The sequence below is a fragment of the Streptomyces sp. JNUCC 63 genome, from assembly GCF_054366325.1.
Map to the genome: position 1 here is coordinate 5,954,211 of NZ_CM135963.1, position 25,880 is coordinate 5,980,090.

21 protein-coding genes and 1 pseudogene are annotated in these 25,880 nt (G+C 71.7%); 14 read left to right on the forward strand and 8 right to left on the reverse strand.

Annotated elements, in window-relative coordinates; translation table 11 throughout:
- The first annotated feature begins 2 nt into the window (after positions 1-2).
- Positions 3-3,704 (forward strand): NACHT domain-containing protein, encoded by a 3,702-nt coding sequence (locus ACX25U_RS27365; protein WP_454383841.1) that lies wholly within the window; start codon positions 3-5, stop codon positions 3,702-3,704.
- Between the two features lie 39 nt (positions 3,705-3,743).
- Here ACX25U_RS27365 and ACX25U_RS27370 read toward each other — a convergent pair whose 3' ends face one another.
- A complete protein-coding gene (locus ACX25U_RS27370) occupies positions 3,744-4,196 on the reverse strand; it encodes a hypothetical protein (protein ID WP_454383842.1) in 453 nt (150 codons plus the stop codon).
- Complete coding sequence (locus ACX25U_RS27375; protein ID WP_454383843.1) at positions 4,187-4,816, reverse strand: ATP-binding protein; 630 nt, start codon at positions 4,814-4,816, stop codon at positions 4,187-4,189. Before ACX25U_RS27375 ends, ACX25U_RS27370 begins: the two co-directional genes overlap by 10 nt.
- 232 nt (positions 4,817-5,048) lie before the next feature.
- Between ACX25U_RS27375 and ACX25U_RS27380 the strand changes: the two genes are divergently transcribed.
- The 4 genes and pseudogenes from ACX25U_RS27380 to ACX25U_RS27395 form a co-directional block, all read left to right on the forward strand.
- On the forward strand, positions 5,049-5,912 hold the full coding sequence (locus ACX25U_RS27380) for a helix-turn-helix domain-containing protein (protein WP_454383844.1): 864 nt from the start codon (positions 5,049-5,051) through the stop codon (positions 5,910-5,912).
- A complete protein-coding gene (locus ACX25U_RS27385; RefSeq protein ID WP_454383845.1) occupies positions 5,909-6,145 on the forward strand; it encodes a DUF397 domain-containing protein in 237 nt (78 codons plus the stop codon). Before ACX25U_RS27380 ends, ACX25U_RS27385 begins: the two co-directional genes overlap by 4 nt.
- A gap of 86 nt (positions 6,146-6,231) precedes the next feature.
- Complete coding sequence (locus tag ACX25U_RS27390) at positions 6,232-7,035, forward strand: SAM-dependent methyltransferase (protein WP_454383846.1); 804 nt, start codon at positions 6,232-6,234, stop codon at positions 7,033-7,035.
- Between the two features lie 83 nt (positions 7,036-7,118).
- A pseudogene (locus tag ACX25U_RS27395) lies at positions 7,119-7,631 on the forward strand (gluconokinase); the annotation flags it as partial.
- A gap of 66 nt (positions 7,632-7,697) precedes the next feature.
- Here the strand turns inward: ACX25U_RS27395 and ACX25U_RS27400 are convergent.
- The 3 genes from ACX25U_RS27400 to ACX25U_RS27410 are packed head-to-tail and all read right to left on the reverse strand — an operon-like array spanning position 7,698 to position 11,420.
- Positions 7,698-9,032 (reverse strand): sugar porter family MFS transporter, encoded by a 1,335-nt coding sequence (locus tag ACX25U_RS27400; RefSeq protein WP_454383847.1) that lies wholly within the window; start codon positions 9,030-9,032, stop codon positions 7,698-7,700.
- Complete coding sequence (locus tag ACX25U_RS27405) at positions 8,956-10,566, reverse strand: glucose-6-phosphate dehydrogenase (protein WP_454383848.1); 1,611 nt, start codon at positions 10,564-10,566, stop codon at positions 8,956-8,958. Before ACX25U_RS27405 ends, ACX25U_RS27400 begins: the two co-directional genes overlap by 77 nt.
- The gene (locus tag ACX25U_RS27410; RefSeq protein WP_454383849.1) at positions 10,563-11,420 is read right to left on the reverse strand and encodes an SMP-30/gluconolactonase/LRE family protein; all 858 of its coding nucleotides are present in this window, start codon (positions 11,418-11,420) and stop codon (positions 10,563-10,565) included. Before ACX25U_RS27410 ends, ACX25U_RS27405 begins: the two co-directional genes overlap by 4 nt.
- 95 nt (positions 11,421-11,515) lie before the next feature.
- On the opposite strand from ACX25U_RS27410, the gene ACX25U_RS27415 reads away from it, so the two are divergent.
- Positions 11,516-12,688: an FUSC family protein gene (locus ACX25U_RS27415; RefSeq protein ID WP_454383850.1), complete on the forward strand. Its 1,173-nt coding sequence runs from the start codon at positions 11,516-11,518 to the stop codon at positions 12,686-12,688.
- Positions 12,689-12,907: 219 nt separating this feature from the next.
- Here ACX25U_RS27415 and ACX25U_RS27420 read toward each other — a convergent pair whose 3' ends face one another.
- Positions 12,908-14,398, reverse strand: coding sequence for a glutamate synthase subunit beta (locus tag ACX25U_RS27420; protein WP_454383851.1), 1,491 nt, complete (start codon positions 14,396-14,398; stop codon positions 12,908-12,910).
- Positions 14,399-14,510: 112 nt separating this feature from the next.
- Here ACX25U_RS27420 and ACX25U_RS27425 point away from each other — a divergent pair, with 112 nt between their 5' ends.
- The 3 genes from ACX25U_RS27425 (at position 14,511) to ACX25U_RS27435 (ending at position 16,684) form a co-directional block, all read left to right on the forward strand.
- Positions 14,511-15,152, forward strand: coding sequence for a uridine kinase (locus ACX25U_RS27425; protein WP_454394539.1), 642 nt, complete (start codon positions 14,511-14,513; stop codon positions 15,150-15,152).
- A gap of 12 nt (positions 15,153-15,164) precedes the next feature.
- A complete protein-coding gene (locus tag ACX25U_RS27430) occupies positions 15,165-15,962 on the forward strand; it encodes a methyltransferase domain-containing protein (protein ID WP_454383852.1) in 798 nt (265 codons plus the stop codon).
- Positions 15,963-16,255: 293 nt separating this feature from the next.
- Positions 16,256-16,684 carry a VOC family protein gene (locus ACX25U_RS27435; protein ID WP_454383853.1) on the forward strand — a complete coding sequence of 143 codons (429 nt, stop codon included), beginning with the start codon at positions 16,256-16,258 and terminating at the stop codon, positions 16,682-16,684.
- A gap of 31 nt (positions 16,685-16,715) precedes the next feature.
- Here the strand turns inward: ACX25U_RS27435 and ACX25U_RS27440 are convergent, their stop codons facing one another.
- The gene (locus tag ACX25U_RS27440) at positions 16,716-17,267 is read right to left on the reverse strand and encodes a methylated-DNA--[protein]-cysteine S-methyltransferase (RefSeq protein ID WP_454383854.1); all 552 of its coding nucleotides are present in this window, start codon (positions 17,265-17,267) and stop codon (positions 16,716-16,718) included.
- Between the two features lie 43 nt (positions 17,268-17,310).
- The gene (locus ACX25U_RS27445) at positions 17,311-18,186 is read right to left on the reverse strand and encodes a glycerophosphodiester phosphodiesterase (RefSeq protein ID WP_454383855.1); all 876 of its coding nucleotides are present in this window, start codon (positions 18,184-18,186) and stop codon (positions 17,311-17,313) included.
- Between the two features lie 280 nt (positions 18,187-18,466).
- Between ACX25U_RS27445 and ACX25U_RS27450 the strand changes: the two genes are divergently transcribed.
- The 5 genes from ACX25U_RS27450 (at position 18,467) to ACX25U_RS27470 (ending at position 25,863) form a co-directional block, all read left to right on the forward strand.
- Entirely contained in the window at positions 18,467-19,360 is an 894-nt protein-coding gene (locus tag ACX25U_RS27450) for an MHYT domain-containing protein (protein WP_454383856.1), read from the forward strand.
- Between the two features lie 40 nt (positions 19,361-19,400).
- Complete coding sequence (uvrB, locus tag ACX25U_RS27455) at positions 19,401-21,548, forward strand: excinuclease ABC subunit UvrB (protein ID WP_454383857.1); 2,148 nt, start codon at positions 19,401-19,403, stop codon at positions 21,546-21,548.
- Between the two features lie 171 nt (positions 21,549-21,719).
- On the forward strand, positions 21,720-22,298 hold the full coding sequence (locus tag ACX25U_RS27460) for a TerD family protein (protein ID WP_454383858.1): 579 nt from the start codon (positions 21,720-21,722) through the stop codon (positions 22,296-22,298).
- A gap of 55 nt (positions 22,299-22,353) precedes the next feature.
- Complete coding sequence (locus ACX25U_RS27465; RefSeq protein ID WP_454383859.1) at positions 22,354-24,573, forward strand: TerD family protein; 2,220 nt, start codon at positions 22,354-22,356, stop codon at positions 24,571-24,573.
- Between the two features lie 285 nt (positions 24,574-24,858).
- A complete protein-coding gene (locus tag ACX25U_RS27470) occupies positions 24,859-25,863 on the forward strand; it encodes a TerC family protein (RefSeq protein WP_454383860.1) in 1,005 nt (334 codons plus the stop codon).
- Positions 25,864-25,880: the final 17 nt, after the last annotated feature.

Sequence of the window (25,880 nt, forward strand, 5' to 3'; positions counted from 1 at the left end):
CGATGAGCACCGGTACACAGAGACCCCCCGAGGACGCGGTCCCCGCGGCGACCGTCGCCGCCGTCGACGCGGCCGTCGCGCGGATCACCCAGGGCCCCGACGCCGTCGGCACCGGCTTCTTCGTCCTGCCGGGCTGGCTCCTGACCTGCGCCCACGTCCACGACCCCGGCAGTCGCGATCCGCTGCACGTGCAGTGGCAGGACACCGAGCTGCCCGTACTGGACATCGTGAGACCGGGCCCCGGCGGTGCGCCGGACCTCTGCCTCGTGAAGGTCGACCGCACGGACCATCCCGTGCTCCCCATCGGCCCCAGCGGATACGGCATCTTCGGCTTCTACGCGTACGGCCACCAGTGGGAGGAACGGGGATACCGCGGCTATCCCGCGGCCGGCCGGGTGACCGGCGCCACGCCCTACCGCGGCCGTCCCGGCCGGGCCGAGGAGCCGCAGCGGCTGCTGGTGCTGAGCGACTCCACCATCAGACCCGGCATCAGCGGCGGTCCCGTCCACTCGCTCGTGGACAACCGCGTCGTCGGCGTGGTGAAGCGCCTGAACCCCGACGGCGGCGGCTACGCCGTGCCGATCGAGGAGGCCGAGGAACTCCGCCCGGGCCTGCTGGAGGAGAACGCCAGGGCCGTCGCCCGGAACAACGGCGGGGAGGGAGAGGACGACCACCGTTCCGCGGCCGTCAGCGGCTACCTGATGAACCTCCAGCGCGAACACTCCTACGTCGCGTTCGCCAACCTGGAGCGGGACGTACGCCTGGACGAGGTGTACGTCACCCTGACGCTGGCCTCGGACACCCTCGACGGCACCGCCTTCTCCCGGCGCTCCGGCGGCGGCGTCCAGTCCGCACCCGACGACGCCCTGGAGAAGAGGGACGCCCGGCGCGACCGGGGCAGTCCGCAACCGCGGGTACGCCGGCCGAACGCTCCGCTGGGCGAACTGCTCGCGGCTCCCTGCGCGACGGTGCTGGGAGAACCCGGCGCGGGCAAGACCACCTTGCTGCGCCACCTGCTCATCAGAACCTGCCGCGGCGAGCTGTTCGGCGGCGACCTGCCGGTCTTCGTACGCATCGCCTCGCTGACCGACGAGCCCGACTGCCTGCGCACGTACCTGAACCGCGCCTATCCCGCGGTCGCCGACGACCTGCACGCCGCCTGCGAAACCGGCCGTGTCGTCTTCTTCCTGGACGGTCTCGACGAGGCGCCCGCCCTGCTGCAGCGCAGGGTGGCGGAGGAGATCCGCCGCCTGCTCGCCGCGCAGAACCGCTTCTACGTCTCCTGCCGGACCGTGGCCTTCCCGCGCGGCCTGCTGCCGGGGACGTTCCGCACCTTCGAGTGCGTCGGCTTCAGCCGCAGTCAGCGGGGACGTTTCCTGACCCGCTGGTTCGAGGACCGTCCCGCCACAGCTCACGACATCGAGCGCCAGATCGACGCGAGCCCCGCACTGGCCAAGTTCGGGCAGAACCCGCTGATGCTGTCCCTGCTGTCGGCCGCGCAGCAGGACCACGACGAAGTGCGCGTACCCCGACAGCGCACCGAGCTGTACGACGTACTGCTGGAGGTGCTGCTGACCGGCCGGGAATCCGCCGACGGCGCGTGCTCCCCGTTCCTCAAGCGCTCCTTCCTGAGCTGGCTGGCACTGGAGTTGATGAACCTGCGCCGGGAGTCGTTCGGCGAGGAGGAGTTCTACGCGCTCTGGAACCGCTTCCTGGAAGGGCGGCCGGCGGGAACCGCCCCGGCCGACTCGCCCTACCAGGTGCTGAGGATGCTCACCGAGCGGGACGCCGTACTGCTGCGCGGGCCGGGCGGCAGCTACACCTTCCTCCACCTGACCTTCCAGGAGTACTTCGCGGCACGTGCCCTCAGCGAGCGTCCCGACGGACAGGACCTGGCCCTCGGACACTGCGCCGACCCGCGCTGGGAAGAGGTCGTCCGGCTGTACACCGGCTTCCTCGAACAGACCGAGGCCGAGTGGTTCGTGTGGCGGATCGCGTTCACCCCCCAGGGAGATCCGCGTCCCGTCGAGGCGCTCACCCTCGCGGCCCGGTGCGCGTCGGACGGACTGCCCGAGGTCGCGCCGGTCTGCGACGAACTGGTCCACTGGCTCGCACCGGTCGCCTTCGGCCCCGGATCCCCCCTCGGCATAGAGGCCACGCACGCCCTGGCAGCCCTCGCGGCGGCCTTCCCCGAGTACGTGGACACGATCGCCGAGCGCCTCTTCGGGGACGCCGAGCCGCCGCTCAACCTGTTCCTGCGGTACGTGGACTTCCTCGGGCTCGTCGCCGGGGAGACCGCCTGCGAGGTGCTCGGCGAGATACTGCGCAGACTGCTGGAAGCGGATCCGACGGCGTCGGGCGCACCCCTCGGCAACACGTACGACCTGGAGGGGTACGTCCTGTCCGCCGTGGAGGCCATCGAAGCGCTGGGTCAGTGCGGGCGACCCGAGTCGGTGCCGCTGCTCGCTCCCCTGCTGGACCACCCGATGAGCGCGGTGTCGGGCGCCGCGGGCCGGGCACTCACGGAGATCCCCCTCGGCCCCGAGACCGCCCGCTCCCTGGTGACCGGCGACCACGGCGACCACGGCGACCCACTGGGTCTCCTGCGGGCACCGCTCGCCATGCGGGTCACCTCGGCGGCGTTCGTACGGCAGACGATGCACAGGCTGTTCGTCGACGCACCGGACTCCCTGAGCCAGCTCGCGATCCGCCACGCCGTGGACCCCGAGTGGGTGGAGGGCGACGGGCGGTTCCACGCGCGTCTCCTCGCGGAGGCGGCGGACGACCAGGCGCGTGCCAACCTCCTGTGCCTCACCTCGCTCGGCGTGTACGCCGAGCACACCGAACAGCTGCTGGAGACGGCCCTGGACCGCGAAGCCGATCAGCGGCTGCGCGTCGCGGCCGTCTCGTTCCTGCTGCGCTGTCAGCCCAAACACACGGAACGGCTCGTCGCCGGTCTGCTCGACGAGGGCGAACGCACTCTCGTGCGGGCGGCCACCGCCGCACTGGCCCGCACGGGCAACACCCAGGCGCACAGCCTTCTCCTGGAGCGCTCCCTGCGTCCCGGTCACGACTGGCTGCTCGACCTGTGTCTGCGCCTGTTCTCCCAGGTGCCCACCCCCGCGTGCCGCGGCTGGCTGCGCACGGTCCGCACCTCCAGGTGCGGACCGGACGACGCGGAACGGCTCCGTCTCGCCCTGCTGTGCTCGTCCGCGCTGCGCGACCCGTCCGTACTCCCCGCACTCGACGCCCTGCTGCGGCGGCCGGGCCCCGAGGGCTTCGTCGACCGGGTCACCGCCTACCGGGCACTGGCCAGGCTGGAACACCCGCGGGCGGAGGGGCTGCTCCTGCGGGCTCTGGCCGAGGAGGACCATCCCGTGGCCACCGTCCAGGGCATCGAGGCCCTCGGCACGCTGCGCACGCCGAGGGCGGAGGAAGCGCTGCTCTCCTGTCTCGACCCGGCCACCTGGCCGCCCAGCTGGCCGGCCCGGACCCCGGACCCAGGCCAGGGCGAACAGCGTCCGTCCGACCAGCGGGTCCTGGCCGCCGCCGTCGCACTCGCCCGTACCGGCACCGCGCGGGCGATCGGCCCGCTGGAGGAGCTCAGCCGCCGGCCGTCGGAGAACGCCGGTCTGCGCCGCGTGGCCTACGAGGCGGTGCGCACCATCCGCTACTACGCCGAGGCACAAGCGGACGAGGCGTGAGCGTGCGGCCCGCGGGCATGGGGTGTGTCACGAGGTGTGTCACGCCGTGACGGGGCGGGACCAGGCCGGGGTCGCTCCCGTCACCCGGCACAGGGCCAGGTAGAGGGGGATCGGTGGGGTGTAGGGGATGGTGCCCTGGGGGCGGTGGACCAGGGTGAGGGGGGTGGGGTGCGGAGTGGCGGGGAGGATCGCGCCCGTGGAGTAGTGGGCGGGAGCCGGCCAGCGCAGGGCGTAGTCGGAGTCCGCGGGGACTGTCCACCACCAGTGCGCGCGGTCGGCGTGGACACAGCCCACGCGGGGGAGGCGGGGCATGAGCTGGGGGCCGAGGTGGGCGGGGACCGCCACCGCGTCGTGGCCCAGAGGGGTCGTCATGCCCTCGGGGAGGGGCAGCCGTCGGGGTGCGCCGGGCGTGCGCGCGCCGCGGCCCAGGCGTACGAGCGTGTCCAGGCTGAGCGCACGGCCGGCGCCCAGGGCACCGACCGTCACAGCCATACGGGCTCCGTTCCGTGGTGTGCCTGCGGGTCGTCCTCGTCGCCCGCGTCGCGGGCCCGGCCCGGCTTGGGGCGGGCGCCCCAGCCCAGGTCGCCGCGTATGTCCTGCGCTTGGGAGGTGTCCTGCGCGGGAGCGGACCCGCGGGGGACCTCCGCCCACACCACCAGGCCGGGGCCGTACTCCTGCGCACCCCACGCCCGGCACAGCGCGTCGACGAGAAGCAGTCCCCTCCCGTGTTCCTCCTCCGGCAGCTGCGGCGACGGGTGCGACTCATTCGGCGCGCACCCCTCGTCGCGTACGGCTATGCGCACCAGGTCCTCACCGTCCTGCAGCTCGCACACGATCTGGCTGCTGGCGGTGTGCACGACGGCGTTGGTGACCAGCTCGGAGACGACCAGGGCCGCCGTTTCGCACGTGTCCTCGCACACGGACCAGCCGGTCAGCCGGGCCCTGGTCAGGCGCCTGGCCTGAGCGGGAGAACCGGGATGCGCGGCCAGTTCGAAACGGAACCGGCGCGGGGCGGCGGTCTCGCCGGGGCCCGCTCCCGTGGGGGCACCGGAGCCCAACGGGCTCGCGGACGTGGCTGTTCCTAAGGGCGGGGACGGAATCACGCTTGCCACTATCTCCCCGCCGTGAACACTTGGCAAGTGGCACTCTGAAAAATGCAGAGTGCTGTGTGACGCGGTGAGAGCTCATGGCACACTGCACGCAACAGCACGTCGGACGGCGTCAGTTGGGACCGCCTTGGAACCGCCTTGGGATCGCCTGGGGCACGCCGGGGTCCTTGTCCGACCCTCGAAACGGATCGTCGAACGGCGCCGCGAGGCTGTCCCCGAGTCGTGGAGGTGGAGTGTGAGCGAGCCGCGGTCCGCGCCGACCGTCGGGCAGGTCGTGCTCGGCCGGCGCCTGCTGGACCTGCGGGAGCGTGCGGGGCTCAAGCGTGAAGAGGCCGCGCGCGTCCTGCGCGTCGCCCCCGCGACCGTACGCCGTATGGAGATGGCCGAGGTCGCCCTCAAAATCCCGTACATGCAATTGCTGTTGAAGGCGTACGGCGTTCCCGACGACGAGGCCGAGCTCTTCGTGCAGCTCGCCGAGGAGGCCAACCGCCCCGGCTGGTGGCAGCGCTTCCACGACATCCTGCCGGGCTGGTTCTCGATGTACGTCAGCCTGGAGGGCGCCGCCGCGCTCATCCGGTCTTACGAGCCGCACTTCGTCCCCGGTCTGCTGCAGACCGAGGACTACGCGCGCGGCGTGCTCAAGTCCGGGGCCATCGGCCAGACCAGCCCCGAGGACATCGAGCGCCATGTCGCGCTGCGCATGCGACGCCAGGATCTGCTCGACCGTCCCGACGCGCCCAGGTTCTGGGTGGTGATGGACGAGACCGCGCTGCGCCGCCAGGTCGGCGGGCCCGAGGTGATGCGCGCGCAGATCGACAAGTTGCTTCAGGCCACGAAGTCGCCCAATGTGACGCTCCAGGTCGCCCCGTTCTCCTCGGGGCCGCACCCGGGCACGTACGGGCCCTTCGTGCTGTTCCGATTCGCCATGCCCGAACTGCCGGACATGGTCTACAGCGAGTACCTGACCGGTGCCGTCTACCTGGACGCGCGCGAAGAGGTGGCGACCCACCTCGAGGTCATGGACCGCATGGCGGCGCAGGCCGCTACAGCACATCGCACGAAGGAGATCCTCCGGGATCTCCGCAAGGAGCTCTCATGAAACACGTCTACAACGGCATGCCCGCCCGGGAGTTGGGCAGCGAGGGTTGGCACAGGCCGTGGAGCGGCGGCAACGGAGGAAACTGCCTGGAGGCGATGAAGCTGGCCGACGGCCGGATCGCGGTCCGTCAGTCGACCGACCCGGACGGGCCGGCGCTCATCTACACCACGGACGAGATGACGGCGTTCATCGAGGGCGCGAAGGCGGGGGTGGCTGACTTCCTGCTCACCTGAGTTTATTTGATTGCCTCTCAACTCCCTAAACTTGGCACAGACTTGACCATGATTGCCTTCCCCTTCAGATGCTTAAGAGGCGCCGTATGACCGGGATCGAAAACGAGATAGACACGAGCAGGCCGCACCCCGCGCGGATGTACGACTGGTACCTCGGCGGCAAGGACAACTACCCCGTCGACGAGGAGATGGGCCGGCAGATGGTGGCCCTCGAACCGCGGGTGCCGGTGATGGCCAAGGTCAACCGCGCGTTCATGCACCGGGCCACGCGGTGGCTGGCCGGGCAGGGCGTACGGCAGTTCCTGGACATCGGCACCGGCATCCCGACCGAGCCGAACCTCCACCAGGTCGCCCAGGCGGTCGCGCCCGACACACGTGTCGTCTACTGCGACAACGACCCCATCGTGCTGGCCCACGCGGCGGCCCTGCTGCGCAGCACGCCCGAGGGCGTCACGGAGTACCTCCAGGCCGACGTGCGCGACCCGGCCACGATCATGGAGGGCGCCCGGAAGGTCCTGGACCTCGGCCGGCCCGTGGCCCTCTCCATGATCGCCCTGCTCCACTTCGTCCCCGACGAGGACGGCGCCCACGAACTGGTCTCCCGCCTCCTCGCAGAACTCCCGTCCGGCAGCTACCTGGTGATGACCCACGCCACGGCCGACTTCAGCCAGGACGAGTCGGCGACGGAGGCCGCGGCCAGACTGAGGGCGGCCGGCGTAACCCTGGCCCTGCGCTCCCGCGAGGAGTTCACCCGCTTCTTCGACGGGCTGGAGCCGGTGGAGCCGGGCGTCGAGATCGTCCACAAGTGGCACCCGGAGCTCGGCGACCCGGTCCCGGGCCAGGACGACGGGGTGATCCCGGGGTACGGGGCGGTGGCACGGAAGCCGTGAGGACGGCGGACGGGCGGGGGCCCGGCCCGTCCGGGGGGACCTCCGGGCCTGCTGGAGGCCCGGTTCCCTGAGAGGGTCGGGCCATGGCACGTCCGTCTCCTTTCGTGCGGGTCGTGGTGGTCATGGGCGCCGCGGGCACCGGCAGGACCACCGTCGGTGTCCTGTCCGCGGCCCGGCTCGGCGTTCCGTACGCCGCGGGCGACGGCTTCCGCCCGCGGGCCGGCATCGCCAGGATGCCGGCCGGTGTGCCGCTCACCGACGAGGACCGCCGGCCCTGGCTGGACGCGATCGGCGCCTGGGCGTGCGGGCGGGCGGGGCTCGGCGGGGTGATCGGCGGCTCGGCGCCGAGGAGGGCCTGCCGCGACCGGGTGCGGGCCGCGGCTCCCGGCATCGTGTTCGTGCACCTCACGGGCGACCGCGCCCGCGTCGAGGAGCGGCCGGCCCGCCTGCGGGGGCACTTCACGCGCACGACGCCGCTCGGCTCCCGGCTCGCCGCGCTCCAGCCGCTGGAGCCGGACGAGGCGGGGGTCACGGTGGACGTGTCGGGCGGCCCCGAGGAGATCACCGACCGCGTCGTGGACGTGCTGCGCGACCTGGGACGGTCCTACGCCGTCACCCCGGACGAGCAGCCCCACCCCGGGCACGCGCTCCGCGCACGGAGGTCACTTCGCCCGCACGTTCCACCGCCGGCGGAGGTCCTCACCCACCTCGTCGGCGTGACGGCCGCGCGTCTCGGGGACCCACTGGGCGACGAACACCACGCCGAGAGCGCAGATCACGGCGAAGATCCAGAACGTCGGCGCCTGCCCGATGGCCCCGATGAGGGGAAGGAACAGCAGGCTCACCACGAAGTTCGAGAGCCAGTTCACGGTCGCACCGGCACTGGATCCTTCAGCGCGCTGGGCAGGGGGGAAGATCTCGCCGAGCAGGACCCAGAAGACCGGGCCCATGCCGATCCCGAACGCCACGATGTACAGCAGCATGAAGATGAGCATGAGCAGTGGGCTCAGACCCGCGGCGAACGCCACACCCAGCAGCGCGATGGAGATCCCCATCCCCACGAGGGAGCCGAGCAGCAGGGGGCGGCGGCCGAGCCGGTCGACGAGGTTGACGGAGACCACGGTGATGATGACGTTGATGACGCCGATGAAGACCGAGTAGTAGATCGCCTTCGAGGCGGACAGGCCGGCTTCGCCCATGATCGTCGGCGCGTAGTAGAGGATCGTGTTGATCCCGGAGAACTGCTGAAGAGCGGCAAGGATCAGGCCGACCAGGAGCGCGGGACGGACCGCCGGGGCGAACAACGCCCGCACGCCTCCCGGCCCGCTTCCGGTCCCGCCCCGGCGCTGCTCGCCGTCGCGGTCGGTGCCGCGGACGCGTGAGACGACCAGGTCCGCGCCGCCCGGTTCGGTGACCCTGTCGAGGACCTTTCGTGCCTGCTCCGTTCTGCCGTGGGCGATCGACCACACCGGGGATTCGGGCAGCCACAGACACGCGAGGACGAGGAGCGCGGAGGGGATTCCGCCGACCCAGAACATCGCGCGCCATTGCCCGGACTGGGAGAAGGCCCAGTTCACGAGGTAGGAGGCGAGCAGGCCGACGGTGACGAGCAGCTGGTTGAGGCTGAGGACGCGGCCCCGGACCTGAGTCGGCGCCATCTCACCGAGGTAGGTCGGCACTGTGGCCGACACGCCGCCGACGGCGAGGCCCATGATGATGCGGCCGAGCAACAGCACCCCGTAGCCGCCTGCGACGGCGGCGGCGACGATCCCGAGGAAGAACAGCGCACCGAGGCCGGCGAGGAGCGGTCGTCGTCCGTAGCGGTCCGCGATCCTCCCGCTGCTCAGCGCGCCGACGACCGCACCGAGCAGCAGGACGCTGACCACTGAGCTCTGCTCGAAGGAGTTGAGGTGGAAGTCTTCACGGATGAACAGCAGAGCGCCGGAGATGATCCCGGTGTCGAAGCCGAACAGGAAGCTGCCGATGGTGATGGACATCGCCCATCTGCGGACGGTTTTGAGCCCCTGCGGCGTGAGCCGGACGAACCGGCTCTCCTCTGCCGGGCGCGTGTTCAGTGGTTCGGTCATGTCGCCCAGGTCCCCATGTCGCCGGACCGGCGCTCCCGGCCGGGTAGTCGTCGAGGGGGACGCGGCCGTCGCGCCACGCGTCCAGCACCGGTTCGACGATGCGCCACGACTCGACCGACATGTCGTCGCGCACCGACATGTCGTCGCGCACCGACAGGGGCTGCTCGTCCTCCAGGACGCCCCGGAGCACCTCTCCGTACTCGAGCAGGTCGCCGGGGCCGAAGCTCGTGTCGAGCGTCACCGGGGAGATGGTGGACGGGTCGCCCGGCCCGTTGATGTTGATGTCCAGTTGGAGGCGGCGGGGGCCGATGCCGATGCGCAGCCGGTTCCCGAGGACCTCGCCGGCGAGCCCGTCCGGGACGCGCTGGGGGGCCTTGAACCAGAAGGTGACCTCCTGCCGGGGCGAGCCGATCGCCTTGCCCGATCGGACGCGGAACGGCACACCGGCCCACCGCCAGGTGCCGACCGCGAACACGACCTCGGCCAGGGTCTCGGTCTCCCGGGCGGGGTCGATGCCCGCTTCGTCGACGTACGACGGGAGTGAACGGCCGTCGATCGTGCCGGCGGTGTAGCGGGCGCGACGGCTGAACCGCTCGGGACGGTCGTTCCAGACGCGGGTCGCGCGCAGGACGTGCGCCTTGGCGTCCCGCACGTCGAGCTGTTCCAGCGTGCTCGGTGCGGGCATCGCCACGAGCGCCAGCACCTGGAGCAGGTGGCTCTGGATCATGTCGCGCAGGGCGCCCGTCGTGTCGTAGAAGCCGGCGCGGCCTTCGAGGCCGAGCGTTTCGTCGAACACGATGTCGACCGTTTCGACATGCTCCGCGGTGAGCAGCGGTTCGATCACCCGGTTGGCGAACCGGACGCCCAGGATGTTGAGCACCGTCGACATGCCGAGGAAGTGGTCGACGCGGTGCACGTGGTCTTCCGGCACGAGATGGTGCAGCAGTTCGTTCAGCGCGGTGGCACTGGCCGCGTCGGTGCCGAAGGGTTTCTCGAGCACCAGGCGCGTACCGTGCGGCACGCCGATCCGGGCCAGCGCCCGGCAGGCCTCGACCGTGACCGCCGGCGGCAGCGCGAAGTACAGCGTGGGACGACCGCGGCGGCACGCCAGCAGGCGGCGCAGGTCGTCCTCGTCGGTGGCGTCCGCGGCCACGTAGCGCGCGTCGCGGACGACGGCGTCGACGGCCGGCCCGCTCGCCCCGCCCGCCGCGAACGCCTGCGCGACGACCGTCCGCCACTCCTCGTCGCTCCCTTCGCCCCGGTCGCTGCCGACGAGGAAGAGGTCGGTCAGCGAAGACGCGGCGACCAGGTCGCCCAGACCCGGAAGGAGCAGCCGCGCCGTCAGGTCGCCGCGCGCGCCGAGGACGAGCAGCGTCTGTGTCTGCCCGGGCTGCTCGGCCGGCTCGCCGTTCGGGCCGCCCGCGGGGAGGTCGGCGGCGCTCATCCGGCGAACTCCCGTACGGCCACGCCCCTGACCCCCGGTGCGCAGGTGAACAGGGCACCCGCCTCCGGCTCGGTGCCAGGCTCGAGGTGCTCACGCGAGGTCGTGATGAACAGTCGGTCGAGCCCGGGCCCGCCGAAGGTGCACGCCGTCACCTTGGTGACCGGGAGCTGCACGACCTCGTCGAGAGTGCCGTCCGGCGCGTACCGGTGCACCGAGCCGCTCCCGTACAGGGCGACCCACACGCCGCCCTCCGCGTCGACCGTCAACCCGTCCGGACCGCCCGGACCGCCCGGTACGGCGACGAACGGGCGACGTCCGCTCAGCCCGCCCTCACGGTCGTAGCCGAAGACGTCGATGCGGTCCGTGGCGGTGTCGACGTAGTACGCGCGGCTCCCGTCGGGGCTCCACTCGAGGCCGTTGGAGATCGTCACGGCGTCGAGGACGGTCGTCGTCGAGCCGTCGGGGTCCAGGCGGTAGAGGGATCCGGCCCCCTGCCGGGTGTCGTAGGCCATGGAACCGCAGTAGAACCGCCCGTCGGGATCGCATCCTCCCTCGTTCATGCGCACACGCTCATCGCTCCACAGGGAATCCAGGACGGTCACCGTCCCGTCCGCCTCTTCGAGGGCGAAGCCGCGTTCGACACCGATCACGGCGCCCCCTTGCCGTCTGGGCCGGATCGCGGCGACCACGGTGCTGACGTGCCGCCGCGTCACGGTTCCGTCCGAGGCGAGCGACAGCACGTCCCCCGCCAGCATGTCCAGCCACCGAAGACCGCCCCACGCGTCGGACCAGACCGGCCCCTCACCGTGGTACGCGAGCGGCTCGGTGAGCTGTTCGACCTTCACCGTCGCCACCTCCCTTTCCGTCGCGGGCTTTCCGGCGCGGGCACGGCTCGCCGGAGCCGGCCGACGCCGGGTGGGCGGGATGACCGGATGGCATGATGAGAAAGGTGAGCGCGCCGCGGTCCCGCAGAGCCCGCGCGGTGATGCATCGGGCGGCAGCCGGTCTCTCGGACGGCGCCCGCCGAGCGGTCGCGGATGGGTGGCCGCTCCTGCAGGCGATCGCCAGTGCCACAGCGGCGTGGCTGGTGGCCCGCTACGTGCTCGATCACCCCGCCCCGTACTTCGCCCCCGTCTCGGCGATGATCGCGCTGACCGCGAACCTCGGCGAACGCGGCCTGCACGCGATCCGGCTCCTGAAGGGCGTGCTCCTGGGCCTCCTGGTCGGCGAGTCGGTACTCGCCACCGTGGGGACCGGTCCGGGCTCGATGGCACTGGGCGTCTTCGTCGCCCTCACGGCCGCACGCTTCATCGGGGGCCCGCAGGTCGTCGTCGTCCAGGCCGGCGTGAGCACCGTCCTCGTGGTGGCGCTGGGTGATCAGTCGAACGGTGTCCAGCGTTTGGTGGACATGCTGATCGGCGCGGGCATCGCTCTGGTGTTCACGCAGATCCTCTTCCCGCCGGAGCCACTGGCCCTGTTGCGTCGCGCCGAGAAGGCGGCGCTCACCGCGATCGCCGACGGCCTCGCCACCACGGCCGACGCCATCGCCCAGGACGACGACGAGCTCGCCGAGCGCGTGGTCGGGAAGTTCCGCGACGTGCAGGACCGCTTGGCGGAGCTGCACCGGGTCGGGCGGGCCAGCACGAGTGTCACCCGCAGGGCGCTGGTGTGGCGGGCGACCGTCGTCGTGCGCGAGAAGGAGAACTCGGAGCACCTGAGTCTGCTGGGTGCCAGTTGCCTCACGCTCGCGCGCCTCGTCGCGTCGGCCGGCTCCGGCACCCGTGGCCGCTTCCGGCAGCCGGTGCGCGACCTGGCGGACGTCATCGCCTCGTTGGCCCGCGAGTTCGGTGACCGCGACGTCCGCCAGCACGCCGCGGACCGCTCGCTGGAGCTCGCGACGCGGCTCACCGCGGACGCCGGGTCGGCCGACTCGGAGCGGACGTTCCTGGCCCACAGTCTCCGCATGGCCGCGGCCGACGTCATCGCGTTCGCCGGCGTCGATCTCGCCGATGCGATCAAGGCGATCCGCGCGGGAGCGCCGGCGCAGCGTGTGCCGCCCGCCGCGCCGGCGCCCGGTCGGCTCCTCGGCTGGTCCAGGCGGCGTCGGGGCAGGACGCGCTAGCAGTCCGCCCGGAGCGGGCCAAGCGGGCCAAGCGGGCCATCGGGATGGAGGTCGCCGGACCGGGAGGCCGGGCTGTCCCCCGTCGTTCCTGGTGGGCATGGCGATTCCTGTGCGAGGTGGACCGGGCGGGCGGCGCGGGCCGCCGCCCTTCCGATGGTCCCCAACGGCCCCGCCCCACGCATCTCCACCGACCGCCATCGGGGTCAGTCCGTCCGGTTGCTAGACCCTCATGGGACGGTCGTACGGGCCGATCGGGGACGGGAGTCGTGAGGGGGCGCCGGTCAGGTGGTGGTCCACCGCCGCCGCCACCGCGCGGCCCTCGGCGATGGCCCAGACGATGAGGGACTGGCCGCGGGCCGCGTCACCGGCGGCGAAGACGCCGGGGGCGTCGGTCGCGAAGGCGCGGTCGCGGGCGATCGTGCCGCGGGGCGTGAGGTCCAGGCCCAGTTGGGCGATCAGGCCGTCCTCCTGGGACGGGCCGGAGAAGCCCAGGGCGAGCAGGACGAGGTCGGCGGGGAGCGCGCGCTCGGTGCCCGGCAGGGGGCGGCGCCGCGCGTCGACCTCGACCAGGTGCAACTCGCGTACGTGACCCTCGGCGTCACCGGTGAAGCGGAGCGTCGACGCCGCGAACAGCCGCGCGTCGGCATCCGCGGCGGGCGCCGTGCGCAGGGCGCCCGCCTCCTCGTGGGCGGCCGACAGCCGGTAGATCTTCGGGTACGTCGGCCACGGTTCGGTGTCGTCGTCGCGCTCCGTGCCCGGCTGGGCGTAGATGTCCAGCTGGGTCACGGACGCGGCGCCCTGCCGCACCGCCGTGCCCAGGCAGTCGGCCCCGGTGTCCCCGCCGCCGACGATCACGACGTGCCGCCCGGCGGCGGACACGGGGGACGCCTCGAGGTCCCCCTCGCACACCCGGTTGGCCAGTGGCAGATACTCCATGGCCTGGTGGACCCCGGCCAACTCCCGTCCGGGTACGGGAAGTTCACGCCACGCGGTAGCCCCCGTGGCGATCACCACGGCGTCGTAGCGCGCACGCAGCTCCGCCGCCCCCACGTCCCGCCCCACCTCCGTGGACGTACGGAACTTGGTCCCCTCGGCCCGCATCTGCTCCAGCCGCCGCTCCAGATGGTGCTTCTCCATCTTGAACGCGGGGATGCCGTACCGCATGAGCCCACCGAGCCGGTCGTCCCGCTCGTACACGGCCACCGTGTGCCCCGCGCGGGTCAGCTGCTGCGCCGCGGCCAGTCCCGTCGGCCCCGAACCGATCACCGCGACGGTCCGCCCGGACAGCCGGTCCGGCGGTTGCGGCGGGGTGAACCCCTCCTCCCACGCCCGGTCGGCGATCGCGCACTCCACGTTCTTGATGGTGACGGCCGGCTGGTTGATCGCCAGCACGCACCCCGCCTCGCACGGCGCCGGGCACAACCGCCCCGTGAACTCGGGGAAGTTGTTGGTCGCGTGCAACCGGTCGCTCGCCGCCCGCCAGTCCTCCCGGGACACCAGGTCGTTCCACTCGGGGATCAGATTGCCCAGCGGACAGGCCTCGTGGCAGAACGGCACCCCGCAGTCCATGCACCGGTCCGCCTGCTTGCTGATGATCGGCAACAACCCGCCCGGCACATACACCTCGTGCCAGTCCCGCACCCGCTCCTCGACCGGCCGGCGCGGCCACTCCCGCCGAGGTGTGGTCATGAAACCCTTGGGATCGGCCATGGCCGTCCCCCTTGCCTGGGCACCACCTCTTCCCGGCCACGATACGTCGGCGGGCAGCGTGCGCGCAGTGCCCGCACAGAGCACCGTGGGGCACGGCACGGCCTGCCGCATCATGGGCGGTGTGCGACTTCAAGCGATCACCTGGGAACGGCTCGCCGACCGCCTCGCCGAGCGTCTGCTCGATCTGAAGCCCGGCGACGGCAGCCCCTGGCCGCGCGTCGCCTTCGACGGCGCCCCCGCCGTCCACCCCGGCGGCCTCGCCGAACGCGTCGCCGAGACGCTGCGCCCGCTCGGCCGGCCCTCGCTGGTCGTCGGCACCGAGGGCTTCCTGCGCCCGGCCTCCCTCCGCCTGGAACACGGCCACCGGGACGTGGACTCCTACTACGACGGCTGGCTCGACACCGGCGCCCTGTGGCGCGAGGTCTTCGGCCCCCTCGAACCCGGCGGTGACGGCCGCGTCCTGCCCGACCTGTGGGACCCGGTCACCGACCGCGCCACCCGCAGTTCCTACGTCCAGCTCCCGCCCGGCGCCCTGCTCCTGCTGCACGGCCCCCTCCTGCTGCGCCACTGGTTCCCCTTCGACCTGACCGTCCACCTCCTCCTCTCCCCGGGCGCCCTGCGCCGCCGCACCCCCGAGGCGGAGCACTGGACACTGCCCGCCTTCGAACGCTACGAGACCGAAACCGTCCCGTCCGCCACCGCCGACGTTCTGGTACGCGCGGACGACCCACGCCATCCGGCCTGGAACGGTTGAGACAATCCGGTCATGACGACGCACGACGACGGCTATCTGCTCGACAACCGGCAGACCGAGGCGGGCGAACGCTTCGACGCCTTCGAGACGCTTTTCGACCCCACCACCTTCCGCCACCTGGAAGAACTGGGCGTGGGGCCGGGCTGGCGCTGCTGGGAGGTCGGCGCCGGCGGCACCTCCGTCGTCTCCTGGCTGGCCGAGCGGGTCGGGCCCACCGGCAGGGTCGTCGCGACCGACATCGACACCTCGCTGGTCGCCGGAGCCGCTCGCCCGCCGGTCGAGGTGCGGGTGCACGACGTGGGCGCCGAGGAGCCGCCGGAGGAGGACTTCGACCTCGTGCACGCCCGGCTCGTCCTGGTCCATGTGCCGGACCGGGAACGGGCCCTGCGGTCCATGGCCAAGGCGCTGCGGCCCGGCGGACGGCTGCTGCTGGAGGACGCCGACCCCGCGCTCCAGCCCCTGCCCTGCCCCGACGAACACGGCCCGGCGCAGGAACTGGCCAACCGGCTCCGCCGCGGCTTCCGCCAACTGCTGGCCGACCACGGCGCCGACCTCTCCTACGGCCGCAAGCTCCCCCGCCTGCTGCGCGAGGCCGGCCTGCACCAGGTCGAGGCCGACGCCTACTTCCCCCTCGCCTCCCCGGCCTGCGCCGCCCTGGAGTCCGCCACGATCCGCCAGATCCGCACCCGCCTCGTCACCGCGGGCCTGGCCACGGAGGAGGAGATCGACCAGCACCTGGCCAACGTGGCCACCGGCACGATGGACCTGGCCACGGCCCCGATGATCTCGGCGTGGGGAACCAAGGGGTAGGCACCGGTGGAGCCCTGCTGGGCGCGGGGGGCGGAGTCCCCGCGGGGGTCCGGGGTGGGGCCCCAGGGACGGGGCCTCTCTCCTCTCCCTGCCGAGACGGGCGGGTGGGGTAGGTCGAGCCAGGGGTGCGGGGGCGGAGCCCCCGCGGGGGTCTGGGGCGGAGCCCCAGGGACGGGACCTCTCTCCCTGCCGAGACGGGCGGGCCGGGTGGGCAAAGCCGGGGCACGCCCCCGGCAGGGACGCGCACCGTCAAACCCTTGCGACCCGCACGACATGCCCCCAGCCTGGACGCCATGACGGACAACACACCACGCCTCGACCACGTCGTCCTATGGGTGCGCGACCCGGTCGCCGCCGCCGGCTTCTACGAGAAGACCGTCGGCCTGGAGCCGCTACGGATCGACGAGTTCGCCGCCGGCAAGGTCTCCTTCCCCTCCGTACGCCTCAACGAGGAGACGATCCTCGACCTCGCCCCGCACGACATGGTGCGCGGCATGAACATGCTCCCCGGCGCCGCGGACAGCGCGGGCCACCCGGTGAACCACGTCTGCCTGTCCCTGCCCGCCGACGCCTTCGACGCCCTGCGCACCCGCCTTCAGGAGCACGACGTCCCCGTGACCGACTTCTCCCACGACTCCTACGGCGCGCGCGGCAACGCCAAGCGCAGCTTCTACTTCCGCGACCCCGACGGGAACATCTTCGAGGTCCGTCACTACGACTAGACGAGCAGAGACCCCTGGACGAGCCGGCACCTCAGAACAGCGGCTCGGGCAGCACCCCCTCCAGCGCGAGCAGCCTCCGCTTGGTCTCCAGCCCGCCCCCGAATCCGCCGATGCCCCCGTCGCTCTCGACCACCCGGTGGCACGGCACCACCACCGGCAGCGGATTGGAGCCCATCGCCACGCCCACCGCCTGCGCGGCACCGGGCTGCCCGACCCGCTCGGCGAGATCGCCGTACCCGACGACCGTGCCGTACGGCACGCCCGACGCCAGCTCGCGCAGCACCTGCCGGTTGAAGCCCGAGATCAGCGACCAGTCCAACGGCAGCTCGAAGTCGCGCCGCTCGCCCGCGAAGTACGCCTGGACCTGGCGTATCGGCTCCGCGAGCAGCGGGGAGCCTGGCTCCTCGACCGGCTCCCCGCCCAGCCGGGACGCCAGCCGGGCCAGCGCCCGGTCCCGTATCGCGTCGGTGGCGTGGAACACGACGTTGACCAGGCCCTCGCGGGTCGCGGCCAGCAGCAGGGGGCCGATGCCGGTGTCGACGACGGCCCACACGACCTGTTCGTTCCGCTCGTGGCTGTCCATGCGATTACGGTACGACCCGCCACTGACAACGCCCCCGGGCCGCTCACGCACCGCCGAGCGCCGCCCGCACCACGTCCGGCTTGTTCGTGATGACCCCGTCCACGCCGTACCCGGCGACGGTCCGGGCGTGGGCGGCGTCGTTCACCGTCCAGGCGAAGACCTTCAGCGACTTGTGGTGCGGCCCGACATGGGCGTGGACGGCCTTCACGTAGTCCGCGGAGATCGTGCCGTAGGACGGGTTGACCAGGTCCGCGAAGGCGGCGTACCGCTTCAGGTCCGACACGGCCGGACGGCCGAGGAAGCCGGTCCGGACTGCGGGCTTCAGATCGTGCACGATCCGCAGGCTGTCCGCGCTGAAGCTCTGCACGATCAGCCGGTCCGCCAGATGCCGCTGGTCGAGCCAGCCGTCGTTGGCGAGCTGCTTCAGGATCTGCCGCTCGATGCCCGGGTACAGCTGGGGGTTCTTGATCTCCAGCAGCAGCTTCTCGTGGTTGTGCCCGACCCGGCGCAGGTACTGCTCCAGCGTCGGCACGCGCGTGCCCGCGTACGCGGGGGAGAACCAGCTGCCCGCGTCCAGACGGGCGATCTCCGCGGCGGTGAAGTCCTTCACCTTCCACGGCGCCCGGCCGGGAAAGACCTTCTTGGCATTGGTCGTCCGCTGCAGGCTGTCGTCGTGGACGACCACGAGCCGGCCGTCCTTGGTGCGCTGCACGTCGTTCTCCACCCAGGAGAAGCCGAGCGCGGCGGCCTTGTCGATGGCGGGCAGGGTGTTCTCCGGGGCGTAGGCGGATGCGCCCCGGTGTGCGACGACCACAGGGGGCCGTTCACGGGTTCCGGCGGCCCGTACCTCGGACGCGGGCAACAGCAGGGTGGTCCCCACCAGCACGGTGGTCGTGGCGGCAACTGCACGTGCGCGCATGTGTACTCCTCGCGACAGGACGATCACGGACAGCACAAGAGTGGCAGCAGGTGGCCGATGGGGCGCGGGCGTACGGAGATCACGGTGTGCACGGAGTTGACCCCCCGCGTGCCCACCGTTGCCACACATCTGCGGCGAGGGCGTGTTTCTTTGCCGCAAAATCGGTCGGCCGATCCGGGGGAGTCATACTCTCTGCGTCAGCCCTGACCGCGTGGCGGTCCTGGGACGGGGGGCATATCGCGATATTCCGGGACTTCAGAGGGCGGAAGGGCAGCCGCGCATGCAGGGCACGGTCGACGGATTCAGCTACGGGCTCGTCACCCCGGTGGTGGCCTGTGTCATGGCCTGCCTGGGCGGGGCCCTCGGCCTGCGCTGTACCACCCGCGCCCTGCTGGTCGCGAACTCCTGGCGCCCCGGCTGGCTCGCCCTGGCCTCGGCGGCGATCGGCTCCGGCATATGGACCATGCACTTCGTGGCGATGATCGGCTTCACCGTCGAGGAGGCGCCCGTCCACTACGACCGGCCGACGACGTACGCGAGCCTGGCCGTGGCCATCGTCATGGTGGGCGTCGGGATCTTCATCGTCGGCTACAAGGGCGCGACCGGCTCCGCGCTGTTCACCGGCGGCACGATCACCGGCCTGGGCATCGCCACCATGCACTATCTGGGCATGGCCGGAATGCGGCTCAACGGCACCCTGGAGTACAACACCCTCACCGTCGCCGCCTCCGTCGTCATCGCCGTCGTCGCCGCCACCGCCGCCCTCTGGGCGGCCGGACAGGTCAGGGGACCGCTGTGGAGCGTCGGCGCGAGCCTGGTCATGGGCCTCGCCGTCAGCGGTATGCACTACACCGGCATGGCCGCCGTCAGCGTCCACCTGCACAGCACCGGCGGCACCCCCACCGCCGGCGAGTCGCCGGCCGCCCTGCTCGCGCCGATGATGGTCGGCCCGCTCACCTTCCTGCTGCTCGCCGGTGCCGTCGTCCTGTTCGACCGCCAGGCGGTCATGGGCGGGCCCGACTGGGCCCCCGCCGAGCACAAGCCGGGCGTCCCGGCCGGCGGACCCGCCTCCCACGCCACCCGCCGCTCCCTGTCCCGCACCCGCCGCGACCCTGCCCGCACCCAGCACCGCGACCTGGCCCGCGAACGCTTCCGCACCCCGCAGAACCGCTGATCAGGACCCGTTGTCAGTGGCGGGTCGTACGGTGGATGTCATGCGGCCCGTCTCACACATCGAACGCACGGTGGCGCCCTTCGAGGTCGTCAGCCCCTACCGGCCCAGCGGCGACCAGCCGCAGGCCATCGACGAGCTCGCCCGGCGCATCCAGGCGGGCGAGAAGGACGTCGTCCTGCTCGGCGCCACCGGCACCGGCAAGTCCGCCACCACCGCGTGGATGATAGAGAAGCTCCAGCGCCCGACCCTCGTCATGGCGCCCAACAAGACGCTGGCCGCCCAGCTGGCCAACGAGTTCCGCGAACTCCTGCCGAACAACGCGGTCGAGTACTTCGTCTCGTACTACGACTACTACCAGCCCGAGGCCTACGTCCCCCAGTCGGACACTTACATCGAGAAGGACTCCTCGATCAACGAGGAGGTCGAGCGCCTGCGCCACTCCGCGACCAACTCGCTGCTCACCCGCCGCGACGTCATCGTGGTCGCCTCCGTCTCCTGCATCTACGGCCTCGGCACACCGCAGGAGTACGTGGACCGCATGGTCCCCCTCCGGGTCGGCGACGAGATCGACCGGGACGAGCTGCTGCGCCGCTTCGTGGACATCCAGTACGCGCGCAACGACATGTCCTTCACCCGCGGCACCTTCCGGGTGCGCGGCGACACCATCGAGATCTTCCCGGTCTACGAGGAGCTGGCCGTCCGCATCGAGATGTTCGGCGACGAGATCGAGGCGCTGTCCACGCTGCACCCGATCACCGGCGAGATCATCAGCGACGACCGGCAGCTGTACGTCTTCCCGGCCTCGCACTACATCGCCGGCCCCGAGCGCATGGAGCGGGCGATCAACGGCATCGAGAAGGAGCTGGCCGAGCGCCTGGCCGAGCTGGAGAAGCAGGGCAAGCTGCTGGAGGCCCAGCGGCTGCGCATGCGCACCACGTACGACGTCGAGATGCTCCGCCAGATCGGCACCTGCTCCGGCGTGGAGAACTACTCGATGCACTTCGACGACCGCGCGCCGGGTACCCCGCCCCACACGCTGCTGGACTACTTCCCGGAGGACTTCCTGCTCGTCATCGACGAGTCGCACGTCACCGTTCCCCAGATCGGCGCGATGTACGAGGGCGACGCCTCCCGCAAGCGCACCCTCGTGGAGCACGGCTTCCGGCTCCCCTCCGCCCTGGACAACCGCCCGCTGAAGTGGGAGGAGTTCCAGGAGCGCATCGGCCAGACGGTGTACCTGTCGGCGACCCCCGGGCCGTACGAGCTGTCGCGCTCCGACGGTCAGGTCGAGCAGATCATCCGCCCCACCGGCCTGGTCGACCCCCAGGTCGTCGTCAAGCCCACCGAGGGCCAGATCGACGACCTGGTGCACGAGATCCGGAGCCGCGTGGAGAAGGACGAGCGCGTCCTGGTCACCACGCTCACCAAGAAGATGGCCGAGGACCTGACCGACTACTTCCTGGAGCTCGGCATCCAGGTGCGCTACCTGCACAGCGACGTCGACACCCTGCGCCGGATCGAGCTGCTGCGCGAGCTGCGCAGCGGCGAGTACGACGTCCTGGTCGGCATCAACCTGCTGCGCGAGGGCCTGGACCTGCCCGAGGTGTCCCTGGTGGCGATCCTCGACGCCGACAAGGAGGGCTTCCTGCGCTCGGGCACCTCGCTCATCCAGACCATCGGCCGCGCCGCGCGCAACGTCTCCGGCCAGGTCCATATGTACGCCGACAAGATCACCCCGGCGATGGAGAAGGCCATCGAGGAGACCAACCGCCGCCGGGAGAAGCAGGTCGCGTACAACAAGGCCAACGGCATCGATCCGCAGCCGCTGCGCAAGAAGATCAACGACATCGTCGCGCAGATCGCCCGAGAGGAGGTCGACACCGAACAGCTGCTCGGCACCGGGTACCGGCAGACGAAGGACGGCAAGGGCGCCAAGGCCCCCGTGCCGGCCCTCGGCGGGAAGGGCGCCGGCGCTGCCAAGCCGGCCAAGTCCGCAAAGGGCAAGGCGAAGGAGACGGTGCCCACCGACCGGCCGGCGGCCGAACTCGCCGAGCAGATCGAGGAGATGACGGAGCGGATGCGCGCCGCCGCGGCCGATCTGCAGTTCGAGGTCGCGGCCCGGTTGCGGGACGAGGTCGCGGAGATGAAGAAGGAACTGCGCCAGATGCGCGAAGCGGGCCTGGCCTGACCTCGCACCTTGTGGTGGGAGGGCCGGTGGGGGCGCGGACCGGATGCGCTGTGTTGCAAGACCGACACAATGTGCGGACCGGTGTGCGGCGACGTCCGCGCCTCTGCGTAGGGTTCTTGGAAGCCGTGGAATCCGCGGCGACAGGGGAGTAGTCCGAGAGGGGTATCAGCCGTGACCGTCAACTTGACCAAGGGTCAGGCCATCAGTCTGCAGAAGAACGACGGGGGCAGCCTGACCGCGGTCCGTATGGGTCTCGGCTGGCAGGCGGCGCCCCGCCGTGGCCTGTTCGGCTCGCGCACGCGCGAGATCGACCTCGACGCCTCCGCCGTGCTGTTCGCCGACAAGCAGCCCGTCGACGTCGTCTTCTTCCAGCACCTGATGAGCGACGACGGCTCGGTGCGGCACACCGGTGACAACCTGGTCGGCGGCGCCGGTCAGGGCGGCGACGACGAGGCGATCCTCGTCGACCTGCAGCGCGTGCCGGTCCACATCGACCAGATCGTGTTCACCGTGAACTCCTTCACGGGCCAGACGTTCCAGGAGGTGCAGAACGCGTTCTGCCGCCTGGTCGACGAGACCAACGGCCAGGAGCTCGCCCGCTACACCCTCGCGGGCGGCGGCAACTACACCGCCCAGATCATGGCGAAGGTGCACCGCACGGGCGGCGGCTGGACGATGACGGCTCTCGGCGTCCCCGCCAACGGCCGTACCTTCCAGGACCTGATCCCGGTCGTCCTGCCGCACCTGTAAGTATCACGACACCAGCGACACCAGCGACACCAGCGACACCAGGGGGACGAGGGCGATGACGGCCGAGCTGGTGCGGGGGCAGAACCACCCGCTCTCCGAGGTCCGCCTGGAGATCCGGATCTCGGCCGGCAGTCCGGTCGTGGCCGCGGCCACGCTCAGCGACGACAGCGGCAGAGTGCGGGGCGCCGAGTGGGTGGTCCACCCCGGCGCCCCCGTGCTGCCGGGCCTGGAGGTCTCCCGCCAGGCCGCCGCCGACCACCGGCTCGCCGTCGACCTGGCCGCCATGCCCGAGGCGGTGCACCGCGTCGACGTCCTGCTCGCCCTGCCCACGGCGGGCGACGGCCCGGCCCGCTTCGGCGCGGTCCCCGCCCCCTTCGTCGCCGTCACGGCCCTGGACGGCACCGAACTCGCCACCTACACGGTCACCGGCCTGGACGCGGAGTCCGCCGTGATCGCCCTGGAGCTCTACCGCCGGAAGGACGCCTGGAAAGTACGGGCGGTGGGCCAGGGCTACGCCGGCGGCCTCACCGAACTCCTCACCGACCAGCACCTGCCCGAGCCCCACCGCCTGGCAACCGCCGTGGAGGAAGCGGTGACCCAGGGCCTGGCCCGCTCGATAGCACCCCCTCCACCACGCACGCAGCACGGCGACCGCTCTGGGCAGGCGCCGGCGCGGGTCTCGGGCTCGGACCAGCCGGGTCCGGTGGCGGCCTCTTCGCCATGTGCGGCGGATGGTGACCGTTCTGGGCAGGCGCCGACGCGGGCCTTGGGCCCGGATCAGGCCGACCCGGCGGTCTCCTCAGGCCACATGCCGACGCAGCCCGTGGCTTCCTACGGTGGCTCCGGACAGCCGGCGCCGCAGCCGCCGTATCCGGACCAGCCCTCTCCGGGCCACGGAGCCCCGCAGGCTGCGGGGCCGGAGGACTCCGGAAACCCGGCCCCCGCGGGCGGCCCGGTCGACTACCGTCACCCGCGGCGACAGAGCGCGGCGCCACCGCCGCCCGCGCCCGGAGAGCCGGCGCCGCAGCCGGCCGACCCTGCCCCCGCGGCCGTACCCCCGCCCTCCACGCCCACGGGCGGTTCGGTCGACTACAGCCACCCACAACGACGGACCACGCCCCCGCCGACCGCGCCCGCGCAGCCCGTCGCCGGGGACGCGACCGGGTGGTCCATGGACGAGCGGCTCTACAACCAGGTGTGGGGCATGTTCGAGGACCTGGCGCGGACCACGGCCGCCTATCGCAGTGCCGTGGACTTCGCCGAGTCGCGGCTGGAGAAGGAGATCGACCAGGCACTGGCCGACCCGCGCAGCCGTATCGGCGGGCGGGCCGAGACCGCCCGGGAGGCGGCCCGCGCCAAGCACGCGCAACTCGTCGACCAGGCCAGGGCGGCCTTCGACCGCGACCTGGACCAGCTCACCGCCGAGTCGGAGGTCGTCGAACCGGCGCTGCCACCGGCGTACGCGCGCTGGGACAACCCGGTCTGGCACGGCTACCGGGTGCCGATGGAGATACCGATGGCCGTACGCCTCGGGGACCTGCACCTGCCGGAGAACCCGTCCCTGCGCATCCCGATGCTGGTCCGGCTGCCGCTGCAGCGCGGACTGTGGATCGACAGCGGCCACCTGCCGTCCGCCTCCGACGACGAGTCGTTCGCCGACGAGGGAGAGGTGCGCCGCCTGGCGATGGAGGCGGCCGTGGCCCACGCGGCCCGGCTGCTCGCCGTCCACCCGCCCGGCGAGTTCGGCGTCCACGTCATCGACCCGGCCGGATCCGGGGCGCGGGCCCTCGCGCCCCTGGTGCAGGCGGGCGTGCTCGCGGGCCCGCCCGCGGCCGGCGCCGCCGGGGTCGCGGACGTCCTGAGCAGGCTCACCCAGCGGGTCGACCTGGTGCAGATGGCCGTGCGCGGGGGCGCCCCCGACGCGCTGCCGCCCGGCTTCGACACCTCCGAGCAGCTGCTGATCGTCAACGACTTCCCGCACGGATTCGACGACCGTGCCGTGACCCGGCTGCGCTACCTCGCCGACGAGGGCCCGGCCGTGGGCGTCCACCTGATGATGGTCGCCGACCGCGAGGACGCCGCCGCCTACGGTCCTTTGCTCGACCCGCTGTGGCGTTCCCTGCTGCGACTGACCCCGGTGCCCGACGACCACCTCGCCGACCCCTGGGTCGGGCACGCCTGGACGTACGAGCCGCCGGTGGTTCCGCAGGGCAGTCAGGTGCTCCACCTGGTCCTCACCCAGGTCGCGGCGGCCCGCCGTGAGTGGAATCGCTGACCACAAGGCGAGACGTCCAAGGAACGGTAAAGCCGCCCGATCTGGGCTTTTGAAACTTTCTTGGTGTACTGCTTTACCTTCCCTTGGTGGAGCAGTTACAGTTTCTTCGTACGGAGGGGAGTATTCCCTGTCTGGTGCGGCGTCCCGTCAGTACGGATCCGGACGGATCCCGGGGCGTCGGCCCGTTGGGTCCCGGCGCCTCACGCGCCCGGCCGCACGGGTGGAAGAGACCTCCGGCAGTAGGACGCCAAGTCATTTGCAAGCGACACACCTGCCGGAGGCGTTGTGGATGTTTCCCTGACCCTGTGGGTCTTGACCATCGGGGGCCTGGCGGCCCTCATCTCGGTCGACTTCTTCATCGGCCGCAAGCCGCATGACGTGTCGGTCAAAGAGGCCGGGATCTGGACCGTCGTCTGGGGCGCGCTTGCCTGTCTCTTCGGCCTCGGCCTGTTCGTCTTCGGCGGCGGCCGGCCGGCCGGCGAGTTCTTCGCGGGCTTCATCACCGAGAAGTCGCTGAGTGTCGACAACCTCTTCGTCTTCGTCCTGATCATGGCGAAGTTCGCCGTGCCGTCGAAGTACCAGCAGCGGGTGCTGCTGGTCGGCATCCTCATAGCCCTGGTGCTGCGGGCCGGCTTCATCGTCGCCGGAGCCGCGATCATCGCGAGCTTCTCGTGGGTGTTCTACATCTTCGGCGCCTTCCTGATCTGGACCGCCTGGAAGCTCATCCAGGAGGCCCGCTCCGGCGGGGACGACGAGGAGGAGTTCGAGGAGAACAAGCTGCTCAAGGCGGCCGAGCGCCGCTTCGGCGTGGCCGACCGCTACCACGGCACCAAGCTGTGGATCCGGCAGAACGGCAAGCGCGTGATGACGCCGATGCTGGTCGTGATGCTCGCGATCGGCACCACCGACATCCTGTTCGCCCTCGACTCCATCCCCGCGATCTTCGGCCTGACCCAGGACCCGTACATCGTCTTCACCGCCAACGCCTTCGCCCTGATGGGCCTCAGGCAGCTGTACTTCCTGATAGGCGGCCTGCTGAAGAAGCTGGTCCACCTGTCCTACGGACTGTCGGTGATCCTCGGCTTCATCGGCGTCAAGCTGGTGCTGCACGCGCTGCACGAGTCCGGCGTCAACGTCCCGGAGATCAGCATTCCGGTCTCTCTGGGTGTGATCTGCGCCGTCCTGGCCGTCACCACGGTCACCAGCCTGATGGTCACCAAGAAACAGGCCGAGGCGGAGGAGGTGCAGGAACATCACGACGACGAGACGAAGGGCCATGTGAATGCTTGATCGCCAGGACGACGCAC